Genomic DNA, 21,427 nt, shown 5'->3' with positions numbered 1-21,427 from the left:
ATGCGTTCGGTACAACGAACACGGCGCGCGGAGACCCGAGCCGATCTCCGGGACGCCGTCACGATATCGGTCGCGGTCGGCGTCGTCGGGGTGTCGTTCGGTGCGCTCGCACCGACGGCCGGCCTGTCCCCGGCGATGACGATCGCGATGTCGGTCCTGCTCTTCGCGGGCGGCGCACAGCTGCTGGTCACCGGCGTGCTGGCGGCCGGCGGCGGGATCTGGGCGGCGGTGGCCGCGGCGTTGCTGGTGAACCTGCGGCACCTGCCGTACGGCTTCGCGCTGGCCCGGCACCTCCCTCGCGGATGGCGGCGGGTGCCGGCCGCGCACGTCGTCACCGACGAGATGGCGGCCTTCGTGCTGGCCCGGACCGACGGCGAGCCCGGCCGGGCGTGGCGGGCGTTCCGGATCCTCGGCGTGCTCAAGTACGGCTGCTGGCAGGCCGGGACGGTCGCGGGACTGCTGCTGGGCGCGGTCGTCCCGGACCCATCGGCGTTCGGGCTGGACGCGGCGTTCCCGGCGGTCCTGCTCGCGCTGCTGGTCCCCACGCTGCGCGCCGCCGACGCCCGGCGGGTCGGGACGGGCGCGGCCGCCGTCTCGCTGACCTGCGCACCCTTCCTGCCGGCCGGGATCCCGGTGCTGGCCGGGATGGCCGGGCTCGCCCTGGCCGGCCGGTCCCGGACCTCCGCCGGGACGGCGGAAGGGCGCACACCGGCCGTCGCCGGGTACACGGCGGCTTCCGAACGGGTCGAGGCCGTGGGCGAGCGGAATCCGCCGGCTGCCGACGACGCGGCGGCTCCCGGCCGTGCCGAGGAGCCCGACGGCCACGATCGATCCCGGTGCGGTGCCGACGCCGGTGAGGGATCGGCCTCGGACGGGGGTGCGCGATGACGGTCGCCGCGCTCGTCGTGCTCGCGGGCGGCACCTACCTGGCCCGGCTGCTCCCGCTCGTGCTGCACGACCGGGTCGCGCTGTCGGAGCGCGCCGTCCGGCTGGTCGAGCTCGGGGCCGTGGCCCTGCTCGTGGCGCTGCTCGCCACCGGAACCTGGTTCGACGGCGGCGAGTTCGCCGGCTGGGCCCGCCCGGCCGGGGTCGCCGTCGCGGGGCTGGCGCTGTGGCGCAGGCTGCCGTTCGTGCTGGTCGTGGTGCTCGCCGCCGGCACCACCGCGCTGCTGCGCCTGGCCGGGGTCCCCTGAGGCGAGCCCCGTCCCGCCGCGACGACACGTCGACGCCGCAGCGCCGATCCCTGTAGCGCCGATCCCCGCAGCGCCGCCCGGGAGCGGCCCTGTGTCACCGCCGAGATGCGCCTCACGGGGAGTTGTCGATCTCCAGAGCCCGCTGACGCGTATCTCGGCGGTGGTCCAGCGGCCCGCACCGACCCGCCGGACCCGCTCCACCGCCGCGATGCGCGGCGAGCCCCGGCCCGGAACGGGCCCCACCGCGCGCCCCTGGCCGGGGGCGGCGAGGATCGTGCCCATGCGCGTCCTCGTCGTCGGTGCCACCGGCTACATCGGCTCGCGGCTCGTCCCGCGACTGCTCGACGCGGGCCACGACGTCCGCGTGCTCGCCCGGCACCCCGGGAAGGTGCGGGAGCTGCCGTGGGCGGACCGCGTCGAGGTCAGCGAGGGCGACGCGCAGGACGCCCCCGCGGTCGCCGCGGCCTGCACCGGCACCGACGCCGTCGTGCACCTGGTGCACGCGATGGACGGCCCCGGCTACGCCGAGCGGGACCGGGTCGCCGCGCACGCGGTGGCCGACGGTGCCGCCGCGGCCGGGGTCCGGCGGATCGTCTACCTGGGCGGTCTGCAGCCCGCCGCGGCCGACGGTGACGTCTCCGAGCATCTCGGCTCGCGCCGCGAGGTCGGCGACGTCCTGCTCGCCGGGCCCGTCCCGGCCGCCGTGCTGCGGGCCGGGATCGTCGTCGGGACCGGGTCGGCGAGCTTCGAGATGATCCGTCACCTCACCGACACCGCGATGGGCGGACCGCTGGTGCTGCCGCTGCCGGACCGGCTGTGGAACCGGATCCAGCCGGTCGCCGTCGACGACGTCCTGCACGCCCTGATCGGCTGCCTGGACCTGCCGGACGAGGTGAACCGGGCGTTCGACGTCGGCGGCCCGGACGTCCTGACCTACCGGACCCTGATGACCGGCTACGCGGAGGAGGCCGGCCTGCTGCGCCCGGTGCCGCTGCCGGTGCCGCTGTCCGCACCCCGGCTGACCGCCCGCGCGGTCGCCGCGCTCACCCCCGTCCAGCGGGGGCTCGCCGAGCCGCTGGTCGAGTCGATGCGCCACGAGCTCGTCGCCGACCCGGACGACCTGGCCGCCCTCGACGCGCTGATCGGGCCGCCCCCCGGCGGTCGCACCCCGTACCGGACGGCGGTCCGGCGCGCCCTGGACGAGGTCGGCGCGGCCGGGCCGGAGCCGTCCGACCCGCCGGGCAGCGGGCCGATGGAGTGGTCCACCGCCGACGTCGTCGAGGTGGACGCGCCGTCGCACGCGGTGTGGGCGGTGATCGAGACCCTCGGCGGGGAGAACGGCTGGTACACCGTCCCGGGCGCCACGACGACGGCCGGCCTGCTGGACGTGCTCGCCGGCGGCCCGGGCTGGGTCTGGCACCGCCCGCCGCGCCTGGTGGCGGGGGAGGACATCGACCGCTGGCGGATCGAGGCGGTCGAGCCCGGCACCCGGCTGCTGCTGCGCGCCGGGGCGGGACCCGCCGGCGTCGCACACCTGGAACTGGCCGTCCGCCCCACCGGACGCCTGACCAGCACCTATACCCAGACGCTGCGGTTCCGGCCGCGCGGGATGGGCGGGCGGCTGGCCTGGCTGGCCTGCTACCCGACCCAGCGCTTCGTGTTCGCCGTGATGGCGAAGACGTTGTCCGGCGTCGCGGAGACGCGGTACCGGGGGCGGCTGCGCCGCCTGTGAGTGGTTTTCGGGGCTCCGGCCCCGAAAACCACTCACAGGCGCGTCAGCGCCGTAGTTGCTCCTCGCGGTCCTCGGCGGCCATCCGGGTCAGCTCGGCGCCGGCCTCGGGGTCGCGGGTGAGGTTGTCACCGGACTCCGGGTCGAACACGTGGATCTTCCGCGCGTCCAGCCAGAACTCCGCCTCGCGGCCCTCCCGGATCCGGCTGGTCGAGTCGATCGACACGATCGCCTGGGTCCGCAGCTGGTCCGAGTCGAGCTCGCGGGAGAGCTCCTTGAGCTTGCTCTCCACCTCGGCCGGGGCCTCGTAGGGGATGTAGGCGAACTGCGAGTCGCCCAGCCACTCGGTGACGTCCACCCGGGCGGTGAAGGTCGAGCCGACGTGCTTCTTGGCCTCGTCCACCAGGGACGCGTCCTCGAAGTACTCCGGCCGGATGCCGACCAGCACCAGCTCCTTGCCCTTCACCTTCTCGGCGCGGGCGGCGTCGAGCTCGATCTTCCCGAACGGGGTCTCGAGGGCGTTGCCGGACACCGTGGCGGGCAGGAAGTTCATCGGCGGCGAGCCGATGAACCCGGCGACGAACAGGTTGACCGGCTGCTCGTAGAGCTCCCGCGGCGAGGCCACCTGCTGGATGATCCCCTTGCGCAGCACACAGACCCGGTCGCCGAGGGTCATGGCCTCGGTCTGGTCGTGCGTGACGTAGACCGTGGTGATCCCCAGCCGGCGCTGCAGCCGGGAGATCTCCGTCCGCATCTGGCCGCGCAGCTTGGCGTCCAGGTTGGACAGCGGCTCGTCGAACAGGAACGCGTCGGCGGACCGGACGATCGCCCGGCCCATCGCGACCCGCTGCCGCTGACCGCCGGACAGGTTGGCCGGCTTGCGCTCCAGGTGCTCGTTCAGCTCCAGGACGTCCGCGGCCTCGGTGACCTTCTTGCGCACCTCGTCCTCGGGCGTCTTCGACAGACGCAGCGGGAACGCGATGTTCTCGAAGACCGACAGGTGCGGGTAGAGCGCGTAGTTCTGGAACACCATCGACAGGTTCCGGTCCCGCGGGGCCTTCTCGTTGACCCGGTTCCCGCCGATGACCATGTCACCGGAGGTGATGTCCTCCAGTCCGACGATCATCCGCAGCAGCGTGGACTTCCCGCAGCCGGACGGGCCGACGAGGATCATGAACTCGCCGTCGGCGATGTCCATGCTCACGTCGTTCACGGCCGGGTAGCCGTCCCCGTACTTCTTGACGATGTTCTTCATCTCGATCGACGCCATGGCGCGGTCGCTTCCTTTCTGGGAGTACGGGTCAGCCCTTGACGGCGCCGTTGGTCAGACCGGCCACGATCCGACGCTGGAAGATTAGGACGAGCACGACGACCGGGATCGTCACGATCACCGCGGCGGCGGCGATCGGGCCGTTCGGCGACTCGAACTGCGAGGCCCCGGAGAACAGGCCGAGTGCGGCGGGTACCGGTCTCGCGGCCCCGGTCGAGGTGAGCGAGATGCCGTAGGCGAAGTCGTTCCAGGCGATGAAGAACGCGATGATCGCAGTGGTGAACACACCCGGTGTCGCCAGCGGCACGATCACCTTGCGGAACGCCTGCCACGGCGTCGCACCGTCGACCTGCGCGGCCTGCTCCATCTCCCACGGGATCTCGCGGAAGAACGCCGACATCGTCCAGATCGACAGCGGCAGGGTCAGCGACAGGTAGGGGATGATCAGGCCGGGCCAGGTGTCGTAGAGCCCGATCTGGCGCCACAGGTTGTACAGCGGCGTGACGATCGAGATCACCGGGAAGATCGCCACCGCGAGCGCGGTGGAGAGGATCAGCCGCTTGCCCTTGAAGTCGAGGCGGGCGATCGCGTAGGCGGCGAACATCGACAGCACGCAGGCGATGAACGTCGCGATCAGCACGATCCCGAACGAGTTCCGCAACGCGGGCAGGAACAGCTCGGCCGCGTCACCGACCAGGATCTGGGAGTAGTTCTCCCAGGAGATCGCCGTCGGCAGGAACTGACCGTTGGCGATGTCGGCCGACGACTTCAGCGACAGCGACACGATCCAGCCGACCGGGAACAACGCGTAGATCACGATCACGATGCCGGCGACGATCCACAGGACCCTCTCGCGGGTGCCCATCACTTCTCCCCTCGGGCCTGCGACAGGTCGACCTTGAAGCCCTTGATGAATCCGACACAGATGATCACGACGGACAGGAACAGCAGAACCGACACCGCGGATCCGAGGCCGATCTCCAGCCGGGCGATCGTCTGCCGATAGGCCAGGAACGAGACCGTCTCGGTGCTGTTCGCGCCGTTGGTCATGACGAAGACGGTGTCGAACACCCGGAAGGCGTCCAGGGTGCGGAACAGCAGGGCCACCATGATCGCGGCCTTCATGTTCGGCAGCGTGACCTTGCGCATCCGCTGCCACCAGGTGGCGCCGTCGACCCTGGCTGCCTCCTGCAGCACGTCCGGCACCTGGGCCAGACCCGCGAGCAGCAGCAGCGAGATGAACGGCGTGGTCTTCCAGATCTCGGCCAGGCAGATCACGAGCAGCGACGTCCAGGTGCCGCCGAACCAGTCGGTGTCCGCCGCGACGCCGGGCAGCCAGGAGAACCAGGAGTTCACGAAGCCCGAGTCCAGCGCGAAGGCGTACTGCCAGGCGAACGCGGACACGACGGTGATCACCGCGTACGGGATCAGGATCGCCGCGCGCAGCACCGGCCGGATCGCCTTGAGCGCGTTCATCATCACCAGCGCGAGCAGGAAGCCGAGCACCAGCTCGACCGCCACCGTGACGACGGTGATGAAGGCGGTCACGCCGAACGACGTCCACCAGATGGAGTCGGACAGGATCACCGCGTAGTTGTTCAGCCCGACGAACGCGTAGCTGTCGGGGTCGGTGAGCCGGTAGTTGAACAGCGAGTACCAGACCGCCTGGGCGATCGGGTACGCCGTGACCAGCAGCATGATCGCGAACGCCGGGCCGGCGAGCATCCAGCCGAGCCGCTGCTCGGACCGGGCCTTGTCGCTGGTGCCCGTGCCGGCCGGTGCCGCGGGGGTGGCGCCCCCGGTCCCGGTCCGCTCCGACGTCGTCGTCACAGCAGTTCCTCCTTCGCCAGCACCGCGCGGATCAGCTCGGCGGTGGCCGGGCCCACGGTGGGCGGGTCGATGCCGGCGGTGGGGTGGTAGTTGCGCTGGATCGACTCGGAGACCTCGCTGTAGTACGGCGTCTGCGGCCGCGGCTTGGCCTGCTGCAGCGACTGCTCGATCACCGGCGCCATCGGGAACTCCTCGAGGACCTCGGGGTCGGTGAACACCGACTCCTTGGCCGCCGGGTTGCCGTTGGTCAGGAAGTAGTCCTTCTGGTTCTCCTCCGAGACGATGCACTCGGCCGCGGCGTAGGCGAGGTCGACGTTCGGGCTGAAGGCGCCGATGCCGAGGTTGATCCCGCCGTACGGCGGCGCGGCCGGGTCGGCGGCGTCGACCTGCGGGTACACCGCCCAGCCGAAGTCGTCCAGGATGGACTGCTCGACGCTTCCGTCCTCGACCCCGCCCTTCGCCTTGCCCCAGACGAACGGCCAGTTCATCTGGAACATCGCGTTGCCGCCCTGGAAGGCGTTCGAGTTCTCGTCCTCCGACGACGTCGAGAAGCCCGGCCCGCCGACGGCCGAGGCGTCGCGCATGATCTCGGCGGCCTTCTCGGCGGCCGGGGTGTCCAGGCCCAGCTGGACGCCCTCCGGGTTCCCGGGCGACGGGTCGGTGATGATCTCGCCGCCGCCGGACTCCACCAGCGCGTTCAGCCAGACGGTCAGCGACTCGGCGCGGGTGCCCTGTACGGCGATCGTCGAGTCCTGGGCCTGGGCGGCCTCGATGAGCTGGTCCCAGGTCACCGGGCCGGTCATGTCCAGCCCGGCCGCCTCGGCCATGGACTGGCGGTACCAGAGCAGCTGGGTGTTCGCCCAGAACGGCACCGTCACGAGCTCGCCGTTCCAGCTCGCGCCCTCGACCGCGGAGTTCACGACACCCTCCGTCGTGCGCTGCCCGACCTCCGGCGGCACCGGGGCGAGGAATCCGGCCTCGGCGAACTCCGGGATGTAGGGCGGGTCGATGCTCATGATGTCGATCGACGAGTCGTTCGCCGCGAGTCGGCGGATCAGCTGCTGGCGCTGTTCACCGGACTGGCGGGGCAGCACCGACGTCGCGATCCGGTACTGCCCGCCCGACGCCTCGGTGCAGCGTGCGGCGATCGCGGCCTGCCCGCCGTCGTCGGGGTTGGTGTACCAGTTCAGGACCGGCGGTCCGGCGGGGGCGCCCCCGCATCCGGCCAGTGCGGCGAGGGCGACGGCGGCCGCTCCGGCGGCAAGTCCCCTCCTCCACCGTGTGCGACGCATGGTCAACTCCGAACTCCCGTGTTCGTCACTGCGGTACTGCTCCGATGCTCGCCGCCGACCCCCTGCCGACGGCTTCCGGCGGCGTGAACCGGACCTGGAAGCGGTTCCAAGTCCGACTGTGACCCCGTCGCCCAAAGGTGTCAAGGGTCACACATCACCGCCCGATGCGCCCGATGATCACCCACGCGGGCGATTCGGTCCAGCACGGAACGGCAACTCTGCCACTTGCACGCGCTTGCAATGTTCGGGCATACAGGTGGCGTGTCCGGACCGGTCAACCTCGCTGACGTGGCCCGCCGCGCGGGAGTGTCCCCGGCGACGGCGTCGCGTGCGCTCAGCGACCATCCGCACGTCGCCGAGGCGACCCGGGCCCGGGTCTGGGAGGCGGCCCGGGAGCTGGAGTACGTCGCGTCACCGGAGGCGTCCGGGCTGGCGAGCGGGCGGACCGGGCGGGTCGCGGTCGTCGTGCCGCACCTGTCGCGGTGGTGGTTCGGTGCCGCGCTGGAGGGCCTCGTGGCGCAGCTGAGCGCGGCCGCGAAGGACGTGCTGCTCTACCGGCTCGGCGACGCCGACGCCCGGCGGACGTTCTTCACCGACCTGCCCGCCCGGCGGCGGGCCGACGCCGTCGTCCTGCTCGGGTTCGGGGTGGACGACGAGGAGCGCGAGCGCCTGGAACGGATCGGGGTCGGGATCGTGGCCGCGGGCACCCGGGTGGGCAGCCACCCGTCGGTCTCGATCGACGACCACGCCGCCGGCCGGCAGGCCGTCGACCACCTCCTCAACCTCGGCCACCGGCGGATCGGGATGATCGAGACGACCGACCCGGAGCTGGACCCCGGGCAGCCGGGACACCGGTCGGCGGCGTACCGTCGCGCGCTCGCCGACGCCGGTGTCGGGATCGACCCGGCACTGGTCGTCTCGGTGCCCTGGAGTCCGGAGGGGGGAGCGCGTGCGATGGGGCAGCTGCTCGGCCTCTCCGACCCGCCGACCGCGGTCTACGCGCACTCGGACGAGGTCGCGGTCGGCGCTGTCGGCACGTTGCGCCGCACCGGGTTGCAGGTGCCGCGGGACGTGTCGGTGATCGGCATCGACGACCACCCCCTGGCCGCGCTCACCGACCTGTCGACGGTCGCGCAGCCGGTCTTCGAGCAGGGCGCCGAGGCCGGCCGGATGGTGCTCGCCGGCCTGCTCGGCGAGCCGGTCGAGGAGCGCGTCACCGTCCCCACCCACCTCGTGATCCGCGGGTCGACGGCACCGCCCCGCTCACCGTCAGGGGAGTCGTAGAGATGCCCGCACCACCCCCGGAACTGATCCTGCGCGCGCACTCCCCGGAGCTGATCGCGTTGCCCTGGGACTCCCCGCTCGCTGAGTGGGACGAGACCCGGGTCCCGCTGCGCGACATCGAGGTCGGCCCGAGCCGGCACCTCGTGCGGTTCGTCGAGGCCGACGGGGCGCTCTGGGCCCTGAAGGACATGCCCGAGCGGATCGCCCGGCGGGAGTACGAGGTGCTGCGCCGGCTCGAGGACGAGTGCCTGCCCGCGGTCCGCCCGGCCGGGTTCGTCGACCAGCCCGCGCACGACACCGCGATCCTGGTGACCCGCTACCTGAGCGGGTCCTGGCAGTACAAGCGGCTGATCGCCCGGCTGCCGCCGAACCGGCCGCGGCACCGGGCCCGGCTGTTCGACGGGATGATCTCGCTGCTGGTCGACCTGCACCGGCACGGCGTGTTCTGGGGTGACTGCTCGCTGAACAACACGCTGTTCGTCCGGGACGGCCAGACCCTGGCCGCCTACCTGGTCGACGCCGAGACCAGCGAGGTGCACCCGACGGGGCTCTCGGACGGGCAGCGCGAGTTCGACCTGTCGATCCTGGTGGAGAACGTGGCCGCCGGGATGATCGACCTGGCCGAGTCGCTGGACCGGCCGCCGGAGATCCACCCGCAGCTGATCGAGGAGGCGACCGCGCTCCCCGAGCGCTACCACCGGCTGTGGGAGGCGTTGCACGCCACGCCGGTGTTCGCCTTCGACGACCGCTACCGGGTCGAGGGCGCCATCCGCGAGCTCAACGACCTCGGTTTCGCGGTCGACGAGGTGGCGCTGCAGCCGGTCGGCGACGGCCGGTCCCGGCTGCAGATCGCCGTCGGCGACCGGAACTTCCACAGCGCGCAGCTGCGCGCGCTGACCGGGGTGGACGTGGGGGAGGGGCAGGCCCGGATCCTGCTCGGCGACCTCACCGCGCACCGGGAGTGGATGCGCCGGCGGACCGGCGGCGAGGTGACCGAGGAGGCGGCGGCACGCAGCTGGCGCACCGTGTGCCTGGATCCCGGCTCGGCGTCGGCGCACGACGCGCTCGGCGGGGCCGGGTCGCCGGTGCAGGCCTACTGCGACCTGCTCGAGGTCCGCTGGCTGCTGTCCGAGCGCAACGGGGCCGACGTCGGCAACGACGCCGCCCTCGCCGCGCTCGGCGGGCGGGCGCCGACCGACTCCGCGGCCAAGGCCGCCGTCGCCGACACGCCCACGGGCAAGCTCCCCAGGGTCACGGACTGACCCCGCGCTGATCCGCTGGACGCGCGGGGATCCGGCCGCCGCGCGCGTCACGGCGCGCTCGTGTGCGTGACCGACACGTGTCCTCCGGATCGGCGCGCGTTCTCCCGGTGCGGCGGCCGCGCCCCGGGTCCTGGTCAGCTGCTGCGTTCGGCGTAGCGGGCGAACGACCGGGTGGCGACGGCCGTGCCCGCCGTGAGCGCGCGCAGGTCGACCGCGTGCCGCAGCAGCTCGGCGCGGGGGACCTCGGCCCGCACCACGGTCCGGCCGGCGTCGTCCGGCTCGGTGCCCAGTACCTTCCCGCGCCGCGACGCGAGGTCGCCCAGCACCGCGCCCAGGTGCTCGTCATGGATCCGGACCCGCACCTCGTCGAGCGGTTCCAGCAGCACCAGCCCGCAGGCCGCGCCGGCCTCCCGCAGCGCCAGCGCCCCGGCGGTCTGGAACGCGGCGTCGGAGGAGTCGACGCTGTGCGCCTTGCCGTCGACCAGGGTCGCGACGACGTCGACGACCGGGTGCGGCTCGCCCGGCTCCTCGTCCTCGCCACGTGCGACCGCGAGCCCCCGCTCCATCTGGGCCCGGATGCCCTTCTCCACGCTCGGCACGTAGTTGGTCGGGACCGACCCGCCGACGACCGCGGAACGGAACGTCAGTCCGGACCCCGGCTCGCCGGGCGCGAACTCGACGTGGCACACCGCGAACTGGCCGTGCCCGCCGGACTGCTTCACGTGCCGTCCGGTCACCCGGGCCGACCCACCGAGGGTGACCCGCAGCGGGACGACGACCTCGGTCGTCTCGACCGCGGCGCCGCCCTCGCGCAACCGGCCGAGCGCGACGTCGGCGTGCGCCTCGCCCGCGCACCACAGCACGGTCTGGCGGGTCTCGGGATCGCGCTCCAGACGCAGCCCGGGGTCGGTCGCGACCAGCCTCGCCAGGCCGCGGGCCAGCGCGTCCTCGTCACCGCGGGACGCGGCGACCACCGCCACCGGCAGCAGCGGTTCGGGGCGCGCCCACGACGCCAGGTGCACCGGCGACGACGGGTCGGACAGCGTGTCCCCGACGCCGGCCTCCAGCCGGGTCACCGCGCACAGGTCCCCGGCGACGCACTCCGAGGTCTCGCGCAGCGTGGCACCCAGCGGGGAGTAGACGTGCGCGATCTTCTCGTCGGCGTCGTGGCCGTTGCCGGACTCGGGACTCTGCCGCGGTGCCGGGACCGGGCCGCCGACGTGCACCGTCGACTCGGGGCGCAGCGTCCCGGACAGCACCCGCACGAGACAGACGCGCCCGACGTAGGCGTCCGCGCCGGTGTGCACGACCTCGGCGATCAGCGGGCCGTCCGGCCGGCCCGCGCGGCCGGCCTGGGTGCCGCCGTCGCCGTTCGTCCCGGTCCGCTCCAGCGGGGACGGGAAGGCCCCGGTGAGGATCTCCAGGAGCGCGTCCAGCCCGGTCCCGCCGGTCGAGCAGACCGGGACGACCGGGTGGAACGAGCCGCGCGCGACGGCGGTCTCCAGGTCGTCGACCAGGGTGTCGAACGCGACGTCGTCGCCGGCGAGGTAGCGCTCCATCAGCTCCTCGTCCTCGGACTGCTCGATGATCCCCTCGATCAGCTCGGCCCGGGCGGTGTCCGCGCCGTCCGGGGCGGCGTCCGCCGGGGTCTGCGACAGCAGGCCGTAGAGACCGGTCATCGCCCCGTCGCCGTCGCGCACCGGCAGGTAGGCGGCCGCCACCCCGCCGCCGAACGAGTCGCGGCAGGCGCGCAGGGTCGCCTCGACGTCGGCGCGGGCGGCGTCGCAGCGGGTCACCGCGACGGCCCGGGGGATCCCGAGCTCGGCGCACTCCTCCCACAGCGCCAGCGTGCCGGGTTCGAGCGCGCCCTCCCGGCCCTCGGCGGCGGGCACCACGAACAGCGCCGCGTCGGCGGCGTGCAGCCCGGCCAGCAGCTCTCCGCGGAAGTCCTCGTAGCCGGGCGTGTCGACGAGGTTGACCGTCACCCCGCCGGACTGCAGCGGGGCCACCGCGATCCCGACCGAACGCTGCTGGCGTTGCGCCGCAGGGTCGTGGTCGGTGACCGTGCTGCCCGCGGCGACCGACCCGGCGCGCGGGATCGCGCCGGTGTGCGCGAGCAACGCCTCGGCCAGGGTGGTCTTCCCGGCCCCGGACGGCCCGACGAGGGCCACGTTCCTGATCCGCGTCGGGTCGGTGACGGCGGTGATCTCCGCCGTCCCGGCCCGCGCCCGCTCTGCTCTGACCGCCACGGGCGACCACCTCCGCCAATCGAGGGAGTGAGTGTCCTGGATCACACACCCCGTCGTGCCGAGATCACAACCCCGGGGCCGGTACTGTGCTGGCCCGTGCCCATTCCCGGTCCCGGTTACGCGATCACCGCACGCGTCGACGCCCCCGCCCACCCCACCTCCGCCGGTGACCTGACCGCCGCCGTCGGCAAGGTCGGCGGCGTCGTCACCGCCTTCGACGTCGTGGAGGCGCGCACCGAGCACCTCGTCGTCGACATCTCGGTGAACGCGCGCAACACCGAGCACGTCGAGGAGGTCAAGGCGGCGATCGAGCTGCTCGACGGCTTCAAGGTCCGCAAGGTCTCGGACCGGACGTTCCTGCTGCACCTCGGCGGGAAGATCGAGGTGCGCTCGAAGGTCAGCCTGCGCACCCGTGACGACCTGTCCCGCGCCTACACCCCGGGCGTCGCGCGGGTGTCGATGGCGATCGCCGAGAACCCGGACGACGCGCGCCGGCTGACGATCAAGCGGAACACCGTCGCCGTCGTCACCGACGGGTCCGCGGTGCTGGGCCTGGGCAACATCGGCGCGGCCGCCGCGATGCCGGTGATGGAGGGCAAGGCGGCGCTGTTCAAGCAGTTCGCCGGCGTCGACGCCTGGCCGGTCTGCCTGGACACCCAGGACACCGAGGAGATCATCCGCACCGTCCAGCTGATCGCTCCGGGCTACGGCGGGATCAACCTGGAGGACATCGCCGCGCCGCGCTGCTTCGAGATCGAGCGCCGGCTGCGCGAGATGCTCGACATCCCGGTCTTCCACGACGACCAGCACGGCACCGCCGTCGTCGTGCTCGGCGCGCTGCGCAACGCCCTGCGGGTGGTCGGCAAGAAGTTCTCCGACGTCCGCGTGGTGGTCTGCGGGGTCGGCGCCGCCGGGTCGGCGATCATCCGGCTGCTGGGGTCCGAGGAGACCGCCGACGTGGTCGCGGTCGACGTCGACGGCATCGTCCACACCGGACGCGAGGGGATGGACGACAACCTCGCCTCGATCGCCGCCCAGACCAACGCGTCGGGCAAGACCGGCACGCTGGCCGACGCGCTCGTCGGCGCCGACGTGTTCATCGGGGTCAGCGCGCCGAACCTGTTCGGGGCCGAGGAGCTGGCCACGATGGCCGACGACTCGATCGTGTTCGCGCTGGCCAACCCGGACCCCGAGGTCGACCCGGCGGTCGCGATGCAGCACGCCGCGGTCGTCGCGACCGGGCGGTCGGACTACCCGAACCAGATCAACAACGTGCTCGCGTTCCCCGGCGTGTTCCGTGGTCTGCTCGACGCGCAGGCGCACGACATCACCGACACGATGATGCTCGCCGCCGCCGAGGCGATCGCGAATGTCGTCGCGGAGCCGAACCCGTCGTTCATCGTGCCGAGCGTGTTCGACCAGCACGTCGCCCCGGCCGTCGCCGAGGCGCTGCGCACCGCCGCGGAGAAGCAGGCCAAGGCACGCGAGGTCGGGACGGGCTGACCCCGGCGGGCCGCCGCGACCTCCCACGGGGTGCGGCGGCTCACCCCGGGCGCGGCCGTTCGTGCAGGTGGGGCGCGGTTATCCTCGGGGACATGTCCTCCCCGACGATCGGTGTGCTGGCCCTGCAGGGCAACGTCCGCGAGCACCTCGCCGCGCTGACCGCGTCCGGGGCGACGGCGGTGCCGGTGCGCCGCGCGGGCGAGCTCGACGCCGTCGACGGCCTGGTCCTGCCCGGCGGGGAGTCGACCACCATGTCGAAGCTGCTCGACGCCTTCGAGCTGCTCGACCCGCTGCGCGCCCGGCTGCGTGCCGGGATGCCGGCCTACGGCTCGTGCGCCGGGATGATCCTGCTCGCCGACGAGATCCTCGACGGGCGGCCGGACCAGCACCAGCTCGGCGGCCTGGACGTCGTCGTGCGGCGCAACGCCTTCGGCCGGCAGGTGGACTCGTTCGAGACCGACCTGTCCTTCGCCGGGCTGCCCGGCGACCCGGTGCACGCGGTGTTCATCCGCGCCCCGTGGGTGGAGAAGGCGGGTGGCGCGGTCGAGGTGCTGGCCGCGGTCCCGCACGTCGACGTCGCGGGGGACGCCGCAGGGCGGCCGGTGGCCGTCCGGCAGGGTCCGGTGCTGGCGACGTCGTTCCACCCGGAGCTGACCGGGGACCGGCGGGTGCACGGGCTGTTCGTCGACATGGTGCGCGCGGCGGCCTGACCGGTCCGGGGGCCGCCCCGCTCCGATCGGTCGGCCCGATCTGCCGGCTCAGCCCCCGGCGCGCAGGCACGGGGGCTGAGCCGCAGCACGGACGGGCCACGTGGGGGCCGTGGACCCGTCCGGGTCCGGATGGCGCTGCGCCGGCGGCCGGGTCAGACCGGGTCGCGCTGCTCGGAGCCGGCGTACCGGCGCCCGCCGTGCGCGCGCCGGCCGGGCTCGGTCGACTCGAGCCGTCGCCGGAACTCGGCCCAGGTGTCGGGGTCGAGCGTCCGCTCGGCCGGCGAGGTGCCGGACATCGCCGGGCTGCCGGACGTCGCCGGGGTCCGCACCGGGCCGTCGTCCTCCGGGCTCGCGGAGGCCCGCTGGCGGGGGATCCCCGGGGCGTCGTCCGCAGGGGTGCCCTTCCTCGGCACGAGGGCCTGCACCGTCGCGAACTCCTGCGCGTCGCGCCGCTCCCGGGCCTCGGCGCCGCGCTGCCGGACCCGGACGGCGCGCTCCCGGACCCGGCCGGGGTGCGGCCGTCGGGCGGCCATGCCCCCGGTCCCGGAGACGCGCGGCTCGGGCACGAACGCGTCCTCGACGACGGCGGAGTGTGGCCCGGGCGCGAAGAGCGGGGCGGGTTCCGCGTCCTCCGACGACCGCGGCGCGGCCACACCCGGGGACGGCTCCGCGGCCCGCAGACCGAGCAGCGGCGCCCACGGCCAGGACGACAGGACCGCCCGCGACCGCCAGAACCCCAGCCCCAGGACCAGCCCGAAGATCAGGTGGCCGATCAGCGACAGCAGCACCGTCGTCGGGGTCAGCGTGAACATCAGCTGCTGCCCCTGCGGCGCCAGGCCCACCGTCGCGATCAGCCCGGACCAGACCGGGAACACGCCGAACCCGACCGCGGCCAGCACCACGGTCCGGCGCGAGCAGCGCTGCAGCCCGCACACCGCGGCGACGACGAAGAAGGTGATCCCGATGCCACCGCCGTCGCCGATGTAGCGCCACAGGTAGCCGACGACGGCGCCGCCCACCATGCCGTCCGGGTTCCCGGTGATCCACGTGCCCATGGTCGGGATGAAGTCGCCCCAGAGACCGAGCATGTACACCGTGTCCAGCCGGAACACGTCGTAGATCCCGCAGGCGAGCACACCCCAGACCAGGCCGTGCAGGACGACGCGGTCGGCGGCGTGCGGGGCGAAGACGCTGAGCACCAGCACCACGGTGGCCAGCGGGATCACCGCGACGGCGGCCGAGATCTGCATCTCGACCAGCCCGAACACGTGCGCGGAGATCGCCAGCAGCGGGAGTGCGGCGAGCAGGACGTGCAGCGCGGGCCGGACGAAGCCCGGTGGGGCGGGGGACGGCGACACGACGGCGGCCGGTCGGGATCCGGTCGCGTCGGAGGTAGCGTCCGGGGCGGCTCGGGGACCGCGGCGGCGCACAGCGGGGGAGGCGTCGGGCATCGTTTCGTTTCCGTAGCGGGGCCCGGGGCGACGGGGGAGCGCCCGGGAGGCCGGATCGGCGCCACGAGGGGGAGCGGGGCGTGACTCGGCTGGGGACGACCGTAGGAAGTCGATCGACGCCGGGTTGTCTTCCTGAGGTGTCGTGCCGCCGTCCGGCCCCGTCGCCGCGACCAACGGCCGGGGCGATGCTCCCTTCGGCAGAGCGGACGCCGCCGTACGGACAGTCGTGGCTCTCAGGAACCCGCTGAATCGGGCATCGTCTGCCGTTCGCCGCACGACGCGCCGGGGCCGGCCGGTCCGTCGGACTGCCGGGCGACCGGTGGGGGCAACCCGAACCCCGGCCGGGGGCGGACCGTGTGGGTTCCGGGCACCGGAGGGGCGAGGCTGGACGGACCGCGTCCCGGGGAGGTCCGCATGAGCACGCTCGTCGTTCCACGTGTGGTCCGGCGTCCGGCTGTCCCGCACGCCGTCGTCGTGAGCATCGTGTCGTGGCTGGCCGCGATCCTCGCCGGGATGGCGGAGACCCTCGTACGGCTCGCCGTCGCGGAGCCGCCGACCGGGGGCGAGGTCGCTGCCCGCGCGGGCATCTACCTGGTGCTGGCGGCGCTGGTGCTGTTGCTGCGGACCGGGCACGACCCGATCCGGTGGACCGTGGTGCTGGTCCTCGGGGTGCTCGGGTCGCTGTCCCTGGTCGTCGAACCGGTCCGTGCGCTGCTCGGGGGTGCCTCGGCGGCGACGTTCCTGGTCACCGCGAGCCTTCCGGAGCTGGCCGCCGCCGGGCTGCGGGCGCTGCACCTGGTGGAGGTGCTGGTCGCGCTGGTGCTGCTGTTCCACCCGTCCGCCACCGCGTTCTTCCGCATGTCGCGGACCGAGCGGAGATCGTCTCAGGTCTGACGCCGACGCGCCGGCGCGGTCGGGCGGCCGGAGCGTCGCGGTCGTGGGAGTGGACGGCCCGGACCGGCCGCGAAACCGCGCCGCCGGTAGCATCGTGGGGTTCCCGCAGGTCCGACGCGCCGCTGCCCCGTGCCGCGGCACGGCACAGGCCTGCCCCGGCCGGTCGCGTGCCCCGCGCCCGGCCAGAGCACGAGAGGTGGGCAGACGAGCCGATGAGCGGCCACTCCAAGTGGGCGACGACCAAGCACAAGAAGGCCGTGGTCGACGCCCGCCGCGGCAAGATGTTCGCCAAGCTGATCAAGAACATCGAGGTCGCGGCCCGCACCGGTGGGGGTGACCCCGAGGGCAACCCCACGCTCTACGACGCCATCCAGAAGGCGAAGAAGAGCTCGGTCCCGAACGACAACATCGACCGTGCGGTCAAGCGCGGTTCCGGCGCGGACGCGGGCGGCGCGGACTACCAGTCGATCACCTACGAGGGGTACGGCCCGAACGGCGTCGCCGTCCTGATCGAGTGCCTGACCGACAACCGTAACCGGGCCGCGACCGAGGTCCGGACCGCGATGACCCGCAACGGCGGCGCGATGGCCGACCCGGGGTCGGTGGCCTACCTGTTCACCCGCAAGGGTGTCGTCGTGCTGCCGAAGGGCGAGCTCGTCGAGGACGACGTACTGATGGCCGTCCTCGACGCCGGCGCCGAGGAGGTCAACGACCTCGGCGACAGCTGGGAGGTCCTCTCCGAGGCCGGCGACGTCGTCGCGGTGCGCACCGCGCTGCAGGACAACGGGATCGACTATGACTCGGCGGATGCGGAGTTCCGCCCGTCGATGAGCGTCGAGCTGGACGTCGAGGGCGCGAAGAAGATCGTCCGGCTGATCGAGGCGCTCGAGGACTCCGACGACGTGCAGAACGTCTGGTCGAACTTCGAGGCGTCCGACGAGGTCATGGCCGAGGTCTAGCGGGTTCCTCTACACCCTGCGCGGCCGCGTCCCTACGGGGCGCGGCCGCGTTCGTTGTCGGGGGTCGGTTCTAGACTCGCCGCCGATGAGCACAGCCACGCAGACCGCCTCTTCGAAGCCTGGTGCGAAGAAGGACGCGGCGAAGAAGCCCGACCGTCCGCGTCTGCTGCTGCTCGACGGTCATTCACTGGCCTACCGGGCGTTCTTCGCGCTGCCCGCGGAGAACTTCCGCACCGGCACCGGGCAGACCACGAACGCGGTCTACGGCTTCACCTCGATGCTGATCAACCTGCTGCGCGACGAGGAGCCGACGCACCTGGCGGTGGCGTTCGACGTCTCCCGCAAGACGTTCCGGTCCGAGCGCTACGCCGACTACAAGGCCAACCGCTCGGCGACGCCGGACGACTTCCGCGGCCAGATCGACCTCATCAAGGAGGTCCTGGGCGCGCTGAACATCCCGGTGTTCGCCGTCGAGGGCTACGAGGCCGACGACCTCATCGCCACCCTGTCCACCGCGGCCGAGGCGCAGGGTTTCCAGGTGCTCATCACCACCGGCGACCGGGACGCGTTCCAGCTGGTCACCGACGACGTCACGGTGCTCTACCCGAAGCGCGGCGTCTCCGACCTGGGCCGGATCGACCCGGCCGAGGTGGACAAGCGCTACGGGCTGACCCCGACGCAGTACCCGGACTTCGCGGCGCTGCGCGGCGACCCCTCCGACAACCTGCCCTCGATCCCCGGGGTCGGGGAGAAGACCGCCGCCAAGTGGGTGCGCGAGTTCGGCTCGCTGTCCGAGCTGACCGACCGGGTCGACGAGGTGAAGGGCAAGGCCGGGGACGCACTGCGGGCGAACCTGGCGAACGTCCTGCTGAACCGGCAGCTCACCGAGCTGGTGCGCGACGTCGACCTGGGCTCCGGCCCGGAGCAGCTCGAGGTGCGCCCGTGGGACCGGGACGCGGTGCACCGGCTGTTCGACGAGCTCGAGTTCCGGGTGCTGCGCGAGCGGCTGTTCTCGACGCTGTCCTCCGCCGAGCCGGAGGCCGAGTCCGGGTTCGAGATCGCCGGTGAGGTGATCGAGCCGGGCGCGCTGCGGGCCTGGCTGGACACGCACGCCCGGGACGGCCGCCGGGTCGCGCTCAGCTTCGCCGGGGTGAGCGGCCCGGTCGCGGCGCGGGACATGGCCGGGATCGCGCTCGCCGTGGGCGAGCCGACCGTCGAGCAGCGCGCCGCCGGCGCAGCGGCCGGGGTGCCGCGGGCCGGGTACCTGACGCTGCAGGCCCTCACGCCCGACGACGAGGCCGCCCTGGGCGACTGGCTCGCCGACGCCGACGTGCCGAAGGCCGCGCACGACATCAAGGCCGTGCTGCACGCACTGCGCTCGCGCGGCTGGACCCTCGACGGCCTGACCAGCGACACCGCGCTGGCCGCCTATCTGGCCCGGCCGGGGCAGCGCACGTTCGACCTGGCCGACCTGGCGCTGCGCTACCTGCGCCGGGAGCTGCGCACCGAGGAGGCCGCCGACGGGCAGCTGTCGCTGCTCGGCGGCGAGGACGAGGCCGACCAGCAGGCCGCACAGCAGGAGATGCTGGCCGCGTCGGCGATCTCCGAGCTGGCCGACGCGCTGGACACCGAGCTGTCCGAGCGGGGTGGCACCGGGCTGCTCGCCGACCTGGAGCTGCCGCTGGCGTTCGTGCTCGCCGACTGCGAGGCGGCCGGGATCGGGGTGGACTCCGAGACGCTGTCCGACCTGGAGTCCGACTTCGGCGCCCAGGTCCGCGAGGCCGCGCAGAACGCGTACGAGGTGATCGGCAAGGAGATCAACCTCGGGTCGCCGAAGCAGCTGCAGGTCGTGCTGTTCGACGAGCTGAACATGCCGAAGACCAAGCGCACCAAGACCGGCTACACCACCGACGCGGACGCGCTGCAGAACCTGTTCGAGCAGACCGAGCACCCGTTCCTGCAGTTCCTGCTGCAGCACCGGGACGCCACGCGGCTGAAGGTCACCGTCGACGGGCTGATCAAGTCCGTGGCCGACGACGGCCGGATCCACACCACCTACTCGCAGACGATCGCGGCGACCGGCCGGCTGTCCTCGACCGACCCGAACCTGCAGAACGTGCCGATCCGCACCGCCGCCGGGCGCCGGATCCGGGACGCGTTCGTGGTGGGCTCGGGCCCGTCCGGCGAGAAGTTCGCCGAGCTGATGACCGCCGACTACAGCCAGATCGAGATGCGGATCATGGCGCACCTGTCGGAGGACGAGGCACTGATCGAGGCGTTCCGGTCCCGGCACGACTTCCACGCCGAGACCGCCGCCCGGGTGTTCGAGGTCGACGCGACCGAGGTGTCCGTCGAGCAGCGCGCCAAGATCAAGGCGATGAACTACGGCCTGGCCTACGGGCTGTCGGCCTACGGGCTGTCCGGGCAGCTGCGGATCTCCACCGACGAGGCCAAGGGCCTGATGGACGGTTACTTCGCCGGGTTCGGCGGGGTGCGCGACTACCTGGCCGGGGTCGTCGACCAGGCCCGCAAGGACGGCTACACCGCGACGATCATGGGCCGGCGCCGCTACCTGCCCGACCTCGTCAGCGACAACCGGCAGCGCCGGGAGATGGCCGAGCGGATGGCGCTCAACGCACCGATCCAGGGCAGCGCCGCGGACATCATCAAGGTCGCGATGCTCAACGTGTACCGGTCGCTGCAGAGCGAGGGGCTGCGCAGCCGGATGCTGCTGCAGGTGCACGACGAGCTCGTGATCGAGGTCGCCGACGGCGAGCGGGAGGCGCTCGAGGCGCTGGTGCGCCGGGAGATGGCCGCGGCCGCCGAGCTGTCGGTGCCGCTGGAGGTCTCGGTCGGCTACGGGCGCAGCTGGGATGCCGCGGCGCACTGAGGCACCCGCGCCGGGCGCGCAGGTACCGGTGTCGCGCGCCTCAGCGTGGGCTCACGGGAGGACGCGGCTGGGCCGCGTTGTGCGGTCGGGTCTGCCAGGTCGCCGGGTCCGAGGTCGCGGTCGCGGCTCCCGCGGGACAGGGCCGGCGCGCCGCCGGTGAGCCGGTGTACACGGTCTGCCGGTACGCGAGGCGCCGCGACCCGTCGTGCATGCCGAGCGCCGGCCGGGCCGTGGAGCCGGGAGGCTCCGCCGCGTGCGGGGCGATCAGCCGCACGGCCCGTCCGAGTTCGGCGACCAGCCGCTCCGCGGGGAGGCCGTGCACCTCGGCCTCCCGGTGCAGGACCGCCGCGACGGACCCGTGTCCGGCCCGGCGACGGCGGTCGCGGAGCAGCCGGCGCGCCAGCAGGTCCGCGGCCGCGCGCAGGGTCGCCATGTCTTCCGCCGTCACGCTGAAGACCGACTCGGGGGCGTCGGCGGACGCACCCGCGGCCGCCAGTACCGGACGGGCGATGCGTGCCCATGCGTCCAGTGCCTGCCGGCCGCCCAGCGGCTCGGGGAGGGCGAGCCCGTCCGCCTCGGCGTCCGCGAGTGCGACGAGCAGGCCGCCGATCCGCATCGCGCGCAGAGTCCATGTCGGACGGTCGCCGGGGAGCAACGGCCGGCGGGTCGTGGGATGCGCGTGCCTCGCCGGGACGTGCCCGTCGTGAGGTGCGCGGGGGAGCGGGATCATGGACATCGGTCTGACCTTCCGTTTCGCCGACGGGAGGAAGGTCGCAGGGCTGTGACCTGGCGTTACCCGTCCGAGACGGACGGTGGCAGCGGCCCGGTCGGCGGTGCGTCCGGCACGCCCGGTGGTCGTACGTGGACAGAGAGTGATCAACTCCGGGCGATCACCCACCGAGATGCGGACC

Annotated in this window: 17 protein-coding genes; 10 read left to right on the top strand and 7 right to left on the bottom strand. The window is 73.4% G+C overall.

All coding sequences use genetic code 11. The features are described from left to right. The 3 genes from WIS52_RS05700 to WIS52_RS05690 all read left to right on the top strand — a co-directional run bounded on the left by WIS52_RS05700 (position 1) and on the right by WIS52_RS05690 (position 2,925). Positions 1-888 carry an AzlC family ABC transporter permease gene (locus tag WIS52_RS05700; protein ID WP_349297048.1) on the top strand — a complete coding sequence of 296 codons (888 nt, stop codon included), beginning with the start codon at positions 1-3 and terminating at the stop codon, positions 886-888. Beyond that, complete coding sequence (locus WIS52_RS05695; RefSeq protein WP_349297047.1) at positions 885-1,193, top strand: AzlD domain-containing protein; 309 nt, start codon at positions 885-887, stop codon at positions 1,191-1,193. Before WIS52_RS05700 ends, WIS52_RS05695 begins: the two co-directional genes overlap by 4 nt. A 280-nt stretch (positions 1,194-1,473) precedes the next feature. After that, a complete protein-coding gene (locus WIS52_RS05690) occupies positions 1,474-2,925 on the top strand; it encodes a DUF2867 domain-containing protein (RefSeq protein ID WP_349297046.1) in 1,452 nt (483 codons plus the stop codon). A 43-nt stretch (positions 2,926-2,968) separates the two neighbouring features. Here WIS52_RS05690 and WIS52_RS05685 read toward each other — a convergent pair whose 3' ends face one another. Genes WIS52_RS05685 through WIS52_RS05670 form a run of 4 tightly spaced genes read right to left on the bottom strand, consistent with a single transcriptional unit; the run spans position 2,969 to position 7,314 of the window. After that, on the bottom strand, positions 2,969-4,192 hold the full coding sequence (locus WIS52_RS05685) for an ABC transporter ATP-binding protein (RefSeq protein ID WP_349297045.1): 1,224 nt from the start codon (positions 4,190-4,192) through the stop codon (positions 2,969-2,971). Positions 4,193-4,223: 31 nt separating this feature from the next. After that, the gene (locus WIS52_RS05680) at positions 4,224-5,057 is read right to left on the bottom strand and encodes a carbohydrate ABC transporter permease (RefSeq protein WP_349297044.1); all 834 of its coding nucleotides are present in this window, start codon (positions 5,055-5,057) and stop codon (positions 4,224-4,226) included. Beyond that, positions 5,057-6,022 (bottom strand): carbohydrate ABC transporter permease, encoded by a 966-nt coding sequence (locus WIS52_RS05675; protein WP_349297043.1) that lies wholly within the window; start codon positions 6,020-6,022, stop codon positions 5,057-5,059. Before WIS52_RS05675 ends, WIS52_RS05680 begins: the two co-directional genes overlap by 1 nt. After that, a complete protein-coding gene (locus WIS52_RS05670; RefSeq protein WP_349297042.1) occupies positions 6,019-7,314 on the bottom strand; it encodes an extracellular solute-binding protein in 1,296 nt (431 codons plus the stop codon). The genes WIS52_RS05675 and WIS52_RS05670 overlap by 4 nt, the downstream gene beginning before the upstream one ends. A 288-nt stretch (positions 7,315-7,602) precedes the next feature. Between WIS52_RS05670 and WIS52_RS05665 the strand changes: the two genes are divergently transcribed. Continuing rightward, positions 7,603-8,598, top strand: coding sequence for a LacI family DNA-binding transcriptional regulator (locus WIS52_RS05665; RefSeq protein ID WP_349297041.1), 996 nt, complete (start codon positions 7,603-7,605; stop codon positions 8,596-8,598). A 2-nt stretch (positions 8,599-8,600) separates the two neighbouring features. After that, positions 8,601-9,860, top strand: coding sequence for a DUF4032 domain-containing protein (locus WIS52_RS05660; RefSeq protein ID WP_349297040.1), 1,260 nt, complete (start codon positions 8,601-8,603; stop codon positions 9,858-9,860). Positions 9,861-9,994: 134 nt separating this feature from the next. Here WIS52_RS05660 and WIS52_RS05655 read toward each other — a convergent pair whose 3' ends face one another. Further along, the gene (locus WIS52_RS05655; RefSeq protein WP_349297039.1) at positions 9,995-12,109 is read right to left on the bottom strand and encodes an elongation factor G-like protein EF-G2; all 2,115 of its coding nucleotides are present in this window, start codon (positions 12,107-12,109) and stop codon (positions 9,995-9,997) included. Between the two features lie 96 nt (positions 12,110-12,205). Here WIS52_RS05655 and WIS52_RS05650 point away from each other — a divergent pair, with 96 nt between their 5' ends. Both WIS52_RS05650 and pdxT read left to right on the top strand, forming a co-directional pair. Beyond that, positions 12,206-13,612 carry an NAD-dependent malic enzyme gene (locus WIS52_RS05650; protein ID WP_349297038.1) on the top strand — a complete coding sequence of 469 codons (1,407 nt, stop codon included), beginning with the start codon at positions 12,206-12,208 and terminating at the stop codon, positions 13,610-13,612. A 92-nt stretch (positions 13,613-13,704) separates the two neighbouring features. Continuing rightward, positions 13,705-14,322, top strand: a complete 618-nt coding sequence (gene pdxT / locus WIS52_RS05645) for a pyridoxal 5'-phosphate synthase glutaminase subunit PdxT (protein WP_349297037.1) — start codon at positions 13,705-13,707, stop codon at positions 14,320-14,322. Between the two features lie 152 nt (positions 14,323-14,474). Here pdxT and WIS52_RS05640 read toward each other — a convergent pair whose 3' ends face one another. Beyond that, a complete protein-coding gene (locus tag WIS52_RS05640) occupies positions 14,475-15,680 on the bottom strand; it encodes a hypothetical protein (protein ID WP_349297036.1) in 1,206 nt (401 codons plus the stop codon). A 507-nt stretch (positions 15,681-16,187) separates the two neighbouring features. Here WIS52_RS05640 and WIS52_RS05635 point away from each other — a divergent pair. The 3 genes from WIS52_RS05635 to polA all read left to right on the top strand — a co-directional run bounded on the left by WIS52_RS05635 (position 16,188) and on the right by polA (position 20,516). Further along, positions 16,188-16,667 carry a hypothetical protein gene (locus WIS52_RS05635; RefSeq protein ID WP_349297035.1) on the top strand — a complete coding sequence of 160 codons (480 nt, stop codon included), beginning with the start codon at positions 16,188-16,190 and terminating at the stop codon, positions 16,665-16,667. Positions 16,668-16,879: 212 nt separating this feature from the next. After that, positions 16,880-17,626, top strand: a complete 747-nt coding sequence (locus WIS52_RS05630; RefSeq protein ID WP_349297034.1) for a YebC/PmpR family DNA-binding transcriptional regulator — start codon at positions 16,880-16,882, stop codon at positions 17,624-17,626. 85 nt (positions 17,627-17,711) lie between these two features. Beyond that, on the top strand, positions 17,712-20,516 hold the full coding sequence (gene polA / locus WIS52_RS05625; protein ID WP_349297033.1) for a DNA polymerase I: 2,805 nt from the start codon (positions 17,712-17,714) through the stop codon (positions 20,514-20,516). A 40-nt stretch (positions 20,517-20,556) separates the two neighbouring features. Here polA and WIS52_RS05620 read toward each other — a convergent pair whose 3' ends face one another. Continuing rightward, positions 20,557-21,132, bottom strand: coding sequence for a hypothetical protein (locus tag WIS52_RS05620; RefSeq protein ID WP_349297032.1), 576 nt, complete (start codon positions 21,130-21,132; stop codon positions 20,557-20,559). Positions 21,133-21,427 lie beyond the last annotated feature (295 nt).

It is taken from the genome of Pseudonocardia nematodicida, from assembly GCF_040105385.1.
Taxonomy (GTDB): Bacteria; Actinomycetota; Actinomycetes; order Mycobacteriales; family Pseudonocardiaceae; genus Pseudonocardia; species Pseudonocardia nematodicida.
This window is presented reverse-complemented; position numbering and strand designations above follow the sequence as displayed.